The organism is Massilia sp. TWP1-3-3 (assembly GCF_049897805.1).
Taxonomy (GTDB): Bacteria; Pseudomonadota; Gammaproteobacteria; order Burkholderiales; family Burkholderiaceae_D; genus Telluria_A.
In genome coordinates, this window is record NZ_JAFCWX010000019.1 from 71790 (window position 1) to 84150 (window position 12361).

The window sequence follows — 12361 nt, forward strand, 5'->3', positions numbered from 1 at the left end:
GCAAAGCCACGCGACTATGCACGCCTACAATCGAACTCGTCCTTGACCTGAACGAAGGCGGTGCGGCGATGGCTATCCATGTAAAAAATGCATCGCGCGCACTGGTGGCGGCGCTGACGGCGATCTTCGGAGGCGCTGCTGCCCAGCAAGCGCCTCCCCCGCAAGAAACCGTCCACTTTTTCACCTACGAAAACGATTCGCGCTTTTTCACCGACCGTTTTTATACGAGCGGCGTGCAGTTTTCAGTCAAGCACGCCACCGACACCCGCGGCGACTTTGCCCGCAGACTGACTACACGACTGTGCGGCTGGACCGGCTGCGACCCCGCCACGGTGCTGACCAGCCAGACCAACGTCGGCCAATTGATGTACACCCCGCGCAATATCAGAGTGGCAGAAGCGCAGCCGCTCGACCGTCCGTGGGCCGGCCTGCTGTACTACGAACAAGCCTACGCATTTTTGTCGCCGGACCAGCGCACCCTGACCACCTTCACGGGCCAGATTGGCGTGACAGGCCCCGCCTCGCTCGCTGAGCCTGCCCAGAAAGCCTTTCACCACCTGCTGGACCGGCCGCAGCCGCAAGGCTGGGACCACCAGTTGGGCGGCTCGCTTGGCGTGCTGGTCAGCGCAGAAAAACGCACGGGGCGCGAGTCGCTTTCGTTCGACCTGCCGGCCCACGTTCGGTTCAATACCGCCACCTACTGGCGCGTGACGGCTGGCAACATCCAGACCTATGCAGCGGCCGGCGTGGCGGTGGTGATCGGCAAAGACTTGCCGCCCGTGTCGCCGCCCCCGCCGGGTATCGGCAACAAGATCGCCGGCGCCACGGAGCGCAAGGCGTCCGCGCTGACCTCGTGCATGGTGCCGTGGATTCAGTGCACCACCTTTGGCAGCGTCGAAGCGCGCGCGGTGGGCTACAACGTGTTCCTCGACGGACGCCTGTTCCACGACAACGATCCCTCGCTCGAGCGCCGCCCCTTCCTCTACGAGGTCGTGTTCGGCACCCGCTTTGATTTTCCCGGCACCCGCACGGCCAGCCACGGCCCGTGGTTCGCGCAGGTCAAGGTGACGCAGCGTTCGCCCGAATTCCGCTCGCCGCTCGGCGTGCCCAGCCATAAGGTGTCGGCCCTGACCATTGGCACGGAGTTCTGATTTATACTCGGTGGGTATATCACCGACGGGACGCCGCCATGCGCAAGACACTGATTGTTCTGACCCCGCTGCTGCTGGCGGGATGCATCAAGCAGTCCGCCAGCTATTACGTCAGCGATGCGCGCGACCATGCAATCACGGTGCGCGCCGAGCAGGAATATTTTTGGGACCAGGCCATTACGCTCTCGGTTGTAGCCGCGCGCTTTCCCGACTGCCAGCGCGCCATCAAGCTGCAAAAAGTGGCGGCGCCAGAAGTGGTGGTGGAGCTGTTCACCACGGGCGAGAATGTCTTTACCGTGCGCTCCGGCGACGAGCTCAAGCAGTTTGAAATGCAGGGGTGCACGCAGCTGCCCACGCCGGCGCCCAATGCCATCGGGGCCGCCGTGGGCGTGTTCAGGCTGGGCGAGAAAGAGAAGATGGATTTTGCGCCGACCGAGAAAGCGATCGCGCCGCCGGCTTGAACCTACGCTTCACCGCGCCTATCTATTTTACCTCGCTGTCGAGGTGCCCCATCTGATACGCGTTATAGCGCGTACCGGCCACCGCATCTTGCGGCACCGCCTGGTCCAGCCGCGCCAGGTCCGCCGCTGACAGCGTCACTTGCAAGGCGCCCAGCGCCTCGGTCAGCCGCAGCCGGCTGCGCGCCCCCACCAGCGGCACAATATCGGCGCCCTGCGCCATCACCCATGCGATGGCCACCTGCGCTACGCTCACGCCCAGGTCCGCAGCGATCGCGCGCACCCGCTCCACCAGCGCCAGATTCGCCTCCAGGTTCGCGCCCTGAAAACGCGGACTGTTCTGGCCCCGAAAGTCCGCCTCCCCCGCACGCGCGCTGGACCAATGCCCGCTGATCAGCCCGCGCGAGAGCACGCCATAGGCGGTGATGCCGATGCCCAGCTCGCGCGCCACCGGCAAAATCTCCGCTTCGATCCCGCGCGTGATCATTGAATACTCGATCTGCAAGTCGCTGATCGGATGCACCGCATGCGCGCGCCGCAGCGTCTGCGCGCTCACCTCCGACAAGCCGATATGCTTCACATAGCCCGCCTTGACCAGCTCCCCAATCGCACCGACCGTCTCTTCGATCGGCACCTGCGGATCGAGCCGCGCCGGCCGGTAGATATCGATGTGCTCCACCCCCAGCCGCCGCAGCGAATAGGTGGCGAAGTTCTTCACCGCCTGGGGCCTGGCGTCGTAGCCGATGAAGGCGCCGGCCGGGTCGCGCAATGCGCCGAACTTGACGCTGATGAGCGCATTGTCGCGCGCGCGCCGCCCCGCCAGCGCTTCGGCGATCAGCAGCTCGTTATGGCCCATGCCGTAAAAGTCGCCCGTGTCGAGCAGCGTGACGCCGGCGTCGAGCGCCGCGTGAATGGTGGCCAGGCTTTCCTCGCGGTCGGCCGGACCGTACAGGTCCGACATGCCCATGCAGCCAAGCCCAAGTTGCGCAACGCGCGGTCCGGTGCTGCCCAGTTGTAGCGTTTTCAAAGTGATCTCCCGTGGTGTGAACAAGTGAAATCATTATGCTATTATCAAACGAAACAATAAATACGTCTTTTAACATCAAATTATTCGAGTAATACTAACAATGGACCAGCTCAAGGCCCTGCAGATTTTTCGCGCCGTAGCCGAATGCAAAAGCTTTGCGCAGGCGGCCGAACAGCTCGGCCTGCCGCGGCCCACCGTCACCAACGCCGTCCAGAGCGTCGAGCAGCACCTGGGCGTGCGCCTGCTCCAGCGCACCACGCGCAAGGTCAGCTTGACGGTGGAAGGCGCCATTTATCTCGAACGCTGCACCGTGCTGCTCAATGAACTCGACGACATGAACGGGCTGTTCGCCGGCCCCGGCCCGGGCACCATCCGGGTCGACATGCCCGAGCGCCTGGCGCGCCTGCAGATCATCCCGCGCCTGCCCGAGTTTTTCGCCGCTTACCCATCCATTCACGTGCGCATCGGCTCGCGCGACCGCTTTGTGGACCTGGTCGGCGAAGGCGTCGATTGCGCGGTCCGGGTCGGCAAGCTGCGCGACTCAAGCCTGATCGCGCGCCGCGTCGGCCAGCTCGAACAAATCAATGTGGGCGCGCCGCGCTACCTGGCGCAGCACGGCACGCCGCACACCCCGGCCGACCTCAAGGACCACCTGGCGGTCAATTTTTTCTCCAGCCAGAGCGGGCGCGACATGGACTGGGAATACCACGCCGACGACGTCGACCATGTGATCCAGATGCGCAGCACGGTGAGCGTCTCGAGCACCGAAGCGTACACCGCTGCCTGCCTGGCCGGCCTGGGGCTGATCCAGGCGCCGCGCATGGGCATCGAAGCACACCTGGCTGCGGGCGAACTGGTCGAGGTGCTGCCCGCCTGGCGCGCCGGGCCGCTGCCGGTGTCGATCGTGTATGCGCACAACCGGCACATGTCGTCACGCGTGCGCGCCTTCGTCGACTGGGTGGCGTCGGTCCTGGTGCTTGCCTAGCAGCCTGTCAGACTTACACACTTACACACTTACACCTTACAGTCTGCTAGCGCGGCTGCATCAGCACGCGCAGCTTTTGCATCTGTTCTTCGCGTCCCAGTTCCTGCAGCACCTGTTCCAGCAGGCTGGTGCGCCCGCCCTGCGCCGTCGTCCATTGCGTGAAGTATTCGTGTACCGTGCGCCAAGGCGGAAAGTCATGCGGCAGGCTGCGCCAGGCCGCGCCGCTGGCAATGAAATACATCACCGCGCAAAACACGTCGTACAGGTCGTGCTTGCGCGGTCGGGTTCGCCGTCGCGCAGCCTCGAGCATCGGTCGGACGCGTTCAAAGTCTTCCCGCGTGATGTCACTGGCGAATTCAGCTCGTGCCATAATGTACCCCAAACTTCAACCTGACAAACCATTTGAGGCTTCGATCTGGAACAGGTTCCCGCGATTGCTGAAACTTCCCGCATCAGGGCGCGGACGCGGCCTTGGTTGCCTGGCGCAAAGCTGCCGCGCGCGGTCCGGCGCCGCGCCACTGGGCCAGCCTGGCGCCCATGCGGGCCATCTGGGTCCGGTTGCGCTGAAAAAACGCCGCGTCCAGGTTCTCCAGCTCGGCCAGCATACGCCCGGCGAAGTGTTCGATGCGCTCTATGCCGTGCGGCGCAAAATCGACCATGCCCTGCCGGTAAGCCGCGCCCCACTGCAAGCGCGTGGCGGAACCGGCCGCGCTGTCCCAGGCGCGCTCGTACCAGTCGATCGCCGCGCCCGGGTCGCCCCGCTTTTTGGCAATCTCGGCCAGGCTGTGCATGAAGTAAAACGGCGCGTGCGATGTTTCCAACTGCGCCAGCAGCAACTGCTGCGCATCGTCGAGCAGAGCGGCGTCGGCCAGCACCCCGGCCGCAGTATTGATGACCTGGTGGCGCAGCGCCGCGCCCATCTCGACGCTCAGCACCTGTGCCACGCGTTGGCGCGCCTGCGCCTGCAGGCCGGGTTCGGCGGCGCCCAGGCGCGACATGCGCACCCGCGTGCGCAGCGCCGTCAACTGGTCGGCCAGGTTGAGCGAAGCGTCCGCTTCCAGCAGCGCCATCGCGCGCGCCCAGGCCTGCGCCAGCCGGATCCGCGCCGGCGACTGCGGCGTCGTCAAAAAGCGCACCAGGTCCTGCCCGTGGTGGGTGACGATATCCATATGCGCGCGCACGACATGGGCGTCGGCCAGCGTTTCTTCAAGCCGCTTGACGGCGGCGCGCTGGTCGATGCCGCCCTTGCCCGACATGGCCGCCGCGTACAGCGTGTGCCACTGCAGGCGCAGGCGCGCCTCCGGCAGCACGCACACGCGCGTCATGCTGGCCAGCGTGGCGGCCATATCGAGGCTTTTGAGCACCTGGCGCTCGTCGGTGTCCCACGAATAAAAACTGAGCAGGCGCCATTCGTCGTTGGACAGCTGGCGCTCGCGCGAGCGCGCCGCGCTGAGCGACTCGGCCACGGTGCGGCGCGCCGTCAGCGCCAGCGCAAACATGTCGAGAAAGCGCGCAGCGTCGAGTTCGCACGGCAAGCGCGTGATCTCGGCGCCGGCCGGGTTGAATACGACCAGGGTTGGATAGCTGCGCACATGAAAGCGCTCGGCCAGCTGCTGCGCCCCGGGAGCGTCGCCGTCGATCTGCAGCGCCATGAACGACGGCGCCAGCGCGCAAAACGCGGCGTGCTCAAAGACCGTGGCGCGGATCCGGTTGCACGGCGGGCACCAGGATGCGCCCCAATACAGGAACAGGGGCAGGCCGGCTGCGGCGGCGCGGGCGAAGGCGGCGTCAGGGTCGCCCGGGTGCCAGTCGATGTTCATGCGCCTCGTGCGCTCCTTGTTCAAATAAATGGCAACAGTATACAAGAGCGAACCGGCCGCCGCGACTGTCTTCGGCAGGCCACAGTGGCGCGCACTTTTCAAAATCGCCTGCCGGGTCGATGCTACACTCGCATACCGCCCTTACCGAACCGAAAGTCATGCACCGATCCCTGAAGTTCGCCGCACTCGCGGCAGGCGCAACCCTGCTGCTGTTGCTGCTGTTGCTGCTTCTGGCGGCCGTGCTGGCAGGCGCGCGGGTCGATCCCAACGACTACAAGGCCGACATCATCAGCCAGGTGCGCGCGCGCCACCAGCGCACGCTGGCCATTCCCGGCACCATCAGGCTGGTGTTCTATCCGCGCATCGGCGCCGACCTTGGCCGCGTCACGCTGTCCGAGCATGGCAGCGCGGCGCAATTTGCCGCCATCGACAGCGCGCGCGTGACGGTGGCGCTGATTCCGCTGCTGCTGCACCAGCAAGTGGTGATCGACCGGATCGACGTCGAAGGCGTGCGCGCAAGGGTGGTGCGCCTGGAAGACGGCAGCATGAATACCGGCGACCTGACGTCCGGACGCGATGCCGCCGCTTCTGCGGCCGGCGGCGGCGGCGCGCGTTCTTCGCCCGTGCGCCTGGCCATCGACAGCATCCGGGTCGGCAACGCGCGCGTGCTGTTCGACGACCGCAGGAGTGGGCGCACGCTTGACGTCAGCAGTCTGAATATCGACTCCGGCCCCATCGCCCGCGGCGTGGCCAGCCGCATGGCGCTGTCGGCCAGCATCCGCAGCAAGCGCCCGGCGCTGAGCACGGCGCTCACGCTCAAGGCCAGCTTCCTGCCCGATCCGCAGCGCCGCCGCATCGCCTTTTCCGACGTCGTGGCCAATCTCGACCTGCCGTTCAAGGACGCCCGCGTCAAGGTCAATGGCGAGATCGACGTCGACCTCGATAAAGATGAATTCGCGGCCGACCTGGCGGGCAGTTTCGACGCCAGTGTGTTCGACCTGAAAAGCGGCTACCACGACAAGGCCTACCACCTCACGCTGCACGTCGACAAGGTGGACCTGGGGCGCTACCAGAACCGGCTGGTGCCCGACGCCGTGCCGGGCGACCCGGCCATTCTGGAAGCGGGCGACGCCTTCGACCTGTCGCCGCTGTCGATGCTGCGCGCCAGCGGCGGCGTGCACGTGGGCGAACTGAAGGTCGGCACCATGCACGCGACCAACGTGCGCGCCGCGCTGCGTTCGGACGGCGCCAGGTTCGTGCTGCAGCCGATCGGCGCCAACTTGTATGGCGGCAGCGGCAGCGGCGCGCTGACGCTCGATTTTTCGCGCAGCGCCAGCACCCCGCACATCACCTTCGTGCAAAGCCTGAAAGCGATCGAGGTCGGGCCGCTGCTCAAGGACCTGCTGGGCAAGACACCGCTCCAGGCCAGGGGCGACGTCATGATCGACGTGAACACCGAGGGCGCCAGCACGCTGCAGATGCGCCAGGCGCTTTCCGGCACGGCGTCGCTGCGCCTGACCGAAGGCACCTTGAACGGCATCGATATCGGCGCCATGATCGTCGGCGCGCAGGCGGCGAACGGGCTGGCCGTGGATCGTGAAGCCGGCGTCAAGACCGGTTTCAGCCGGCTGGGCGCCAGCTTCACGATCGCCGGCGGCATCGCCCACAACGCCGACCTGGCCGCCCAGGCACCCCTGTTTGGCGTGGCCGGCGCCGGCGACATCGACCTGGCGCGCAAGCACGTCGACTACACGCTCGCCTGCACGCTGGGCGCAACGGGACTGACGCTGCCGGTGCGGCTGAGCGGCCCGTGGGACGCGATCGCGTGGCGCGTCGAGGCCAAGGCTGTCTCCGGCGCGGCGGTCAAGGAAACGGCGCGCAACAAACTCAAAAAGGCCATCCGGGGCCTGCTCAAACGGTGACATAGTTTGCGCAAACCGACCTGCGCATCACCTCGCTTGCGCTAGCGTAGCCGTATGATCGCGCGCGGGAGAACGCCATGTTCGGAAGCACAGTTCTGGAAGTTGCAGTTGGCCTGACCTTTTGCTACGCGAGCGTGGCGCTGATCGTCAGCACCGTGCAGGAAGCGCTGGCCGCGGCGCTGCGTTTGCGTCCGCGCTGCCTGCTCGACGGCATCAAGAGCATGCTCAACGATCCCCACCTTACTGCGCTCGCCGGCGCCATCTATTCGCATGCGCTGGTCAACCCGCACGCCAGCCCCGGCCTGGTGGATGCACGTTCGACCAGGGCCAAACCGGCGTTCATCGAGCCGGCCCATTTTGCCATCGCCCTGATCGATGCGATCCAGTCGATCCCGGGCGACTACGCTCAGCTCGGGCGCGATATCGACGCCCTCTCTGACCCGCAGATCAAGCGCGCGCTGCAAGGCATTTACCAGCGCGCGGGCGGCGACATGCAGGCCTTCGAACTGGCCGTCAGCGGCTGGTTCGATACCGCCATGGAGCGCGTGTCGGCCGCCTACAAAAGGCGCGCGATGATGATCAGCCTTGCGCTCTCGCTGCTGCTGGCGGTGCTGTTCAACATCGACAGCATTCACCTGTTTCGCACCCTGTGGCAGCATCCCGCGCTGGCCGCGCAGATCACGGCGGCGCCGGCGTCGGTGGACGGGCAGGCAATGGAGGCGCTGTGGCGTTTGCCGATCGGGTGGGACAGCTTTCCGCCCAGGTTCAACGACGCGTTCGCGCTCAATGTGGCGGGCTGGATGCTGACGGCGTCGACGGCGCTGTTCGGTGCGCCGTTCTGGTTCAACCTGATGAAAAAAACGGTCGAAGTGCGGGGCGCGGCCAAACCTTGAAGGCCAGCTCCCCTCCGCAGTATCGCTACCTGGCCGGCCGGTGGGCGTCGACCAGAATGCTCGACACCGACACATGCGGCACTTTTTCGGGCCACTCGTCGCCCGGTCCGAACCAGCGCGCCTCGGCGATCTCGCTGGCGTCGATCCGGATCTCGCCATCGAGATAATCGGCCGTGAACGCAATCATCAATGAATGCGGAAACGGCCAGGACTGGCTCGAAAAATACTGCAAGTTGTGCACCCGCAGGCCAACCTCCTCGAACACCTCGCGATGCACCGCTTCCTCGATCGATTCGCCCGCCTCCAGAAAGCCCGCCAGCGGCGTGAAGCGCTTGCTCGGCGAAGCCGTATGCAGCGCCAGCAGCACCTGCTCGCCCTTCCTGATCAACACCATCATCGCCGGTGAAATGCGCGGATACGCGATCATCCCGCAGGCTGCGCACTTGAAGCAGCGTTCGCCGCCCACCAGCGCCATGGGCGAGGCGCAGGCGCCGCAAAAGCGGTGCGTGCGCGCCCACTCGGCGATCTGCCCGGCGCGCCCGGCCACGCCCAGCATGCCATCATCCATCTCGCCAAACAGGCCGCGCAGGTTGCGCCATTCGCAGCCGTCGGGCGCCGGCGTGTCGCGTTCGCACCACGTGGCCTGGCAGTAGCGCTCGCCCCACAAGCCCACCGGATGGGTGCGCCCGCCCCAGTCGCCCAGCGCGGCCAGTTGCTGCGGCTGCGGCAAGGCAAGGTCGCCCTGGCTCACCAGCAACAATCCTCCCTGAAACACAAAACTGAGCGGGTCGGCGTGTTCCCGGGGCGCCATCAACGGCGTGAATGACAAGGGCGTTTGCAACATGCGGCCAACCTTTCGATCTATGAGCAATATGGGCTGCAAGAATGATACCGCTTTTCACGATAAAAGATCTTGAACTAATGCGCCGGCCATCGTTCAAACAGTCGTGATCGTGAGTTATCCGCCAAGGAGAAATAGATGAAAGGTGCACCGTTGATACTCGGCGTCAACCGAACGCAAGACGCCAGTGTCTGCCTGATGCGCGGCGCGCAACTCGAGTGGGCCATCCAGAAAGAAAGGCTCACCCGGCAAAAGCATCACTGGGGGCGCACGGGCGACTTTTCCGCCATCTACGCGCCGCGCCTGCCGGGGCTGGACCAGCCCATCGACATTTTGGTCGAATGCTATTCGTCGGACGCCGAGCTTGACAATCTGGCCGCGTACGAGCGCGAACTGGCGTCTTCGCTGAAGCTCGCGCCCGGCTGCCTGCGCAGCCACATCTCGCACCACCTGGCGCACGTCTACAGCGTGTTCCATCCATCCCCCTTCGAGCAGGCGGCGGTGATGGTCATCGATGGCCAGGGCAGCCCGGTGTCGGCGCTCACCGAGCACTGGCGCGGTGCGGCCTGGGTGCCCGGCAACTGGTGCGAAGTGGCGTCTTTTTACCGCGCCGACCGCGAGCGCGTGATCTGCATCGACAAGCAGGTCTGGAACCGCGACGACGAACGCCTGGTCGGCCTGGGCATGTTTTACTTTTTGCTGACCCAGGCCATCTTCCCCGGCCACGGCAACGAAGGCAAGGTCATGGGCCTGGCGCCGCACGGCGACCCGAACGCACTGCGCCTGCCCCCGCTGCAGGTGGAGGGCTGGCAGGTGACCATTCCCGCGCAATGGCGCGCCATCATGCGCGAGCGCGGGCGTTTCCGCTACAGCGGCAAGGGCGACCCGCATTTTGCCGCCAGCGCCGCGCTCGCCGCCGCCGGCCAGCGCGCCTTTGAAGATGCACTGGTCAGCGTGGCGCAGTGGCTGCACAAGGAAACCGGGTCCGACAACCTGTGCTTTGCCGGCGGCACCGCCCTGAACTGTTCTGCCAACGAGCGGCTGCTGCGCGAAACAGCGTTCAAGCGCGTATTCATTCCCCCCGCGCCCAGCGACGCGGGCACCGCCCTCGGCTGCGCCCTGTACGGGCTGACGCAACTGGCCGGCCAGGCCTGCACTTACCGCTGGCAGAGCGACTACCTCGGCCCGCAGCCGGCGCGCGCGGCCATTGACGCTGCCGTCGGCGACGCCTCCGACATGCTGGTCGAACCAATCGACCACCAGGACGACCTGTGCGGCCGCCTGGCAGACCTCATCTGCGAGGGCAAGGTGGTGGGCCTGTTCCACGGCCGCAGCGAATTTGGCCCGCGCGCGCTGGGCCACCGCAGCATCCTGGCCGACCCGCGCCTGGCCCACATGCGCGACTGGATCAACGACAAGGTCAAGCTGCGCGAATGGTTCCGGCCCCTGGCGCCGGTGGTGCGGCTGGAACACGCGGACCAGTATTTCGACATCCCCACGCCGTCGCCCTTCATGCAGTACGCGGCGCCGGTCCTGCTTGACGCGGCCAGCGCCGTGCCGGCCATTATCCATGTCGACATCACGGCGCGCCTGCAAACAGTGGGCCCGGCGGACGACCCCATGCTCAATTGCCTGCTCAGAGCATTCCAGCAGCGCACCGGCGTGCCGGTCCTGCTCAACACCTCGTTCAACGGCAAGGACGAGCCGATCGTCGAGACGCCGGCCGAAGCCATGGAAACGTTTCGCAACACACCGATGCATGTGCTGGCCATGCCGCCTTACATCGTCCGCAAGCGCCGCCAACCGGAAGCACCCGCATGATCCACGGCTACGCCGCCAGCGCCAGCGTGTGGCCGGGCCAGCGGCTCGTGCTGCACGTGTCGACCGACGCCACCCGCTTTCGGGTCGGCTTCTACCGCTGGGCGGGCAAGCTGGTCCACATGTTTACCTCCAGCTGGGTCGACGGCGAGCGCGCCTGCGAGCGCGGCGCCGACCAGGACTGGCAATGGCCGGCGTACGGCTTCGCCCTGCCGGCCGGCTGGCCGTCGGGCGCCTACATCGCCCACCTCGAAGAACCCGGGGCAGGCGCGCCGCACGTCGCCCTGCGCGACGCAGCGGTCCTGTTCGTGGTGCGCGGCTACGGCGCCGTTCGGCTGCTCTACAAGATCCCGCTGGCCACCTACAATGCCTACAATTTTTCCGGCGGCGGCTGCTACTACGCCAACCCACCCCGTTCCAGCAATCCGCCTGGAACCAGGCTGTCGTTCCATCGGCCTGGCGGGGGTGTCGGCGGGCCCACCTTCGGCGCACCGGATTATTACGACGCCGCGTCCCCACGCCAGACCTTTGCGCACTGGGATGCGCGCTTCATTGGCTGGCTGCTGCACAAAGGCTACACGCCCGAATTTTGCACCGACCTCGACATCCATGCCGACCCAGGCCTGCTGCGCAACTATCGCCTGCTGCTAAGCGTCGGGCATGACGAATACTGGAGCGAAGCCATGCGCGACGGCGTGGAAGGCTTCATCGGCCGCGGCGGCAACGCCGCCTTTTTTAGCGCCAACCTGTGCTGGTGGCGCATCCACCTGGTCGACGGCGCAAGCGCCATGGTGTGCCATCAGGGCGGCCCGCACGGCGCACTCGACCATTGGTGGCCCGCAAGCGGCGCCGGCCGCCCGGAAGACGCGCTGGCAGGCGTCAGCTACCGGCATGGAGGTGGCTGGTGGGACGGTCCGCGCGAAACAGCCGGGTTCGCCGTGCAAGACCCGGACCACTGGATTTTCGCCGGTACCGGCTTGCGCTGCGGCGAATGCTTTGGTGCCAACACAATTCCACCGCTGGCCGGTTACGAATGCGACGGCGCGCCGCTGGCCGCTTTTGACCACGCCTCTGGCCTGGCCAGTTTGGCGCCGGACGCCCGGCAGTGCGGCACGCCAGCAGGCTTGACGCTCCTTGCGGCTTGTCCGCTCGACGCGCGCTGGCAAGAACGCCCGCTGCGTGAAACGTGCGCCGCAGCGGGCGGGGTCCACGCGGCCACGATGAGCATTTTCACGCGCGGGGGCACCGTCTTCAGCGCAGGCACCACAGACTGGGCACAGGTGCTGGGCAGCGGCCAGGACGAGCGCGTCGACACGATGACCGGCAACGTGATCGACGGTTTGATGGGGCGTTGCGCCCGCCCGCACTGCACCGCGGAATCCCCTGAGCGCGAGGAAACTTCAATCGCGACAACTCTCCTTACGAAAGCAGCCATCCAATGAGCGG

At 66.3% G+C, this 12361-nt stretch carries 11 protein-coding genes; 7 read left to right on the forward strand and 4 right to left on the reverse strand.

Annotated features, from left to right (window positions below):
• The first annotated feature begins 68 nt into the window (after window positions 1-68).
• Together ACP7D4_RS18285 and ACP7D4_RS18290 are read left to right on the forward strand one after the other, a co-directional pair.
• Window positions 69-1151: a lipid A-modifier LpxR family protein gene (locus tag ACP7D4_RS18285; protein WP_426210554.1), complete on the forward strand. Its 1083-nt coding sequence runs from the start codon at window positions 69-71 to the stop codon at window positions 1149-1151.
• A gap of 38 nt (window positions 1152-1189) precedes the next feature.
• Entirely contained in the window at window positions 1190-1612 is a 423-nt protein-coding gene (locus ACP7D4_RS18290; protein WP_426103617.1) for a hypothetical protein, read from the forward strand.
• 22 nt (window positions 1613-1634) lie between these two features.
• Here ACP7D4_RS18290 and ACP7D4_RS18295 read toward each other — a convergent pair whose 3' ends face one another.
• Complete coding sequence (locus tag ACP7D4_RS18295) at window positions 1635-2636, reverse strand: aldo/keto reductase (RefSeq protein ID WP_426103618.1); 1002 nt, start codon at window positions 2634-2636, stop codon at window positions 1635-1637.
• Between the two features lie 100 nt (window positions 2637-2736).
• Here ACP7D4_RS18295 and ACP7D4_RS18300 point away from each other — a divergent pair, with 100 nt between their 5' ends.
• Window positions 2737-3621, forward strand: coding sequence for a LysR family transcriptional regulator (locus tag ACP7D4_RS18300; RefSeq protein ID WP_426103619.1), 885 nt, complete (start codon window positions 2737-2739; stop codon window positions 3619-3621).
• 46 nt (window positions 3622-3667) lie between these two features.
• Here ACP7D4_RS18300 and ACP7D4_RS18305 read toward each other — a convergent pair whose 3' ends face one another.
• Complete coding sequence (locus ACP7D4_RS18305) at window positions 3668-3991, reverse strand: transposase (protein WP_426103620.1); 324 nt, start codon at window positions 3989-3991, stop codon at window positions 3668-3670.
• A gap of 82 nt (window positions 3992-4073) precedes the next feature.
• Window positions 4074-5441, reverse strand: coding sequence for a thioredoxin family protein (locus tag ACP7D4_RS18310; RefSeq protein WP_426210556.1), 1368 nt, complete (start codon window positions 5439-5441; stop codon window positions 4074-4076).
• A 158-nt stretch (window positions 5442-5599) separates the two neighbouring features.
• Here ACP7D4_RS18310 and ACP7D4_RS18315 point away from each other — a divergent pair, with 158 nt between their 5' ends.
• Together ACP7D4_RS18315 and ACP7D4_RS18320 are read left to right on the forward strand one after the other, a co-directional pair.
• On the forward strand, window positions 5600-7363 hold the full coding sequence (locus ACP7D4_RS18315) for an AsmA family protein (protein WP_426210558.1): 1764 nt from the start codon (window positions 5600-5602) through the stop codon (window positions 7361-7363).
• Window positions 7364-7440: 77 nt separating this feature from the next.
• A complete protein-coding gene (locus ACP7D4_RS18320; protein WP_426103623.1) occupies window positions 7441-8256 on the forward strand; it encodes a hypothetical protein in 816 nt (271 codons plus the stop codon).
• 25 nt (window positions 8257-8281) lie between these two features.
• Here ACP7D4_RS18320 and nudC read toward each other — a convergent pair whose 3' ends face one another.
• A complete protein-coding gene (gene nudC / locus ACP7D4_RS18325; RefSeq protein ID WP_426210560.1) occupies window positions 8282-9100 on the reverse strand; it encodes an NAD(+) diphosphatase in 819 nt (272 codons plus the stop codon).
• 135 nt (window positions 9101-9235) lie between these two features.
• Here nudC and ACP7D4_RS18330 point away from each other — a divergent pair, with 135 nt between their 5' ends.
• Together ACP7D4_RS18330 and ACP7D4_RS18335 are read left to right on the forward strand one after the other, a co-directional pair.
• Entirely contained in the window at window positions 9236-10918 is a 1683-nt protein-coding gene (locus tag ACP7D4_RS18330) for a carbamoyltransferase family protein (protein WP_426210562.1), read from the forward strand.
• Entirely contained in the window at window positions 10915-12357 is a 1443-nt protein-coding gene (locus ACP7D4_RS18335) for a N,N-dimethylformamidase beta subunit family domain-containing protein (RefSeq protein WP_426210563.1), read from the forward strand. The genes ACP7D4_RS18330 and ACP7D4_RS18335 overlap by 4 nt, the downstream gene beginning before the upstream one ends.
• Window positions 12358-12361 lie beyond the last annotated feature (4 nt).

What these genes read in the sequence shown, in the direction of transcription:
- ACP7D4_RS18285 (WP_426210554.1), top strand. Translation starts at nt 69, where the DNA reads ATGGCTATCCATGTAAAAAATGCATCGCGCGCACTGGTGGCGGCGCTG.
- ACP7D4_RS18290 (WP_426103617.1), top strand. Translation starts at nt 1,190, where the DNA reads ATGCGCAAGACACTGATTGTTCTGACCCCGCTGCTGCTGGCGGGATGC.
- ACP7D4_RS18300 (WP_426103619.1), top strand. Translation starts at nt 2,737, where the DNA reads ATGGACCAGCTCAAGGCCCTGCAGATTTTTCGCGCCGTAGCCGAATGC.
- ACP7D4_RS18305 (WP_426103620.1), bottom strand. Translation starts at nt 3,991, where the DNA reads ATGGCACGAGCTGAATTCGCCAGTGACATCACGCGGGAAGACTTTGAA.
- ACP7D4_RS18310 (WP_426210556.1), bottom strand. Translation starts at nt 5,441, where the DNA reads ATGAACATCGACTGGCACCCGGGCGACCCTGACGCCGCCTTCGCCCGC.
- ACP7D4_RS18315 (WP_426210558.1), top strand. Translation starts at nt 5,600, where the DNA reads ATGCACCGATCCCTGAAGTTCGCCGCACTCGCGGCAGGCGCAACCCTG.
- ACP7D4_RS18320 (WP_426103623.1), top strand. Translation starts at nt 7,441, where the DNA reads ATGTTCGGAAGCACAGTTCTGGAAGTTGCAGTTGGCCTGACCTTTTGC.
- nudC (WP_426210560.1), bottom strand. Translation starts at nt 9,100, where the DNA reads ATGTTGCAAACGCCCTTGTCATTCACGCCGTTGATGGCGCCCCGGGAA.
- ACP7D4_RS18330 (WP_426210562.1), top strand. Translation starts at nt 9,236, where the DNA reads ATGAAAGGTGCACCGTTGATACTCGGCGTCAACCGAACGCAAGACGCC.
- ACP7D4_RS18335 (WP_426210563.1), top strand. Translation starts at nt 10,915, where the DNA reads ATGATCCACGGCTACGCCGCCAGCGCCAGCGTGTGGCCGGGCCAGCGG.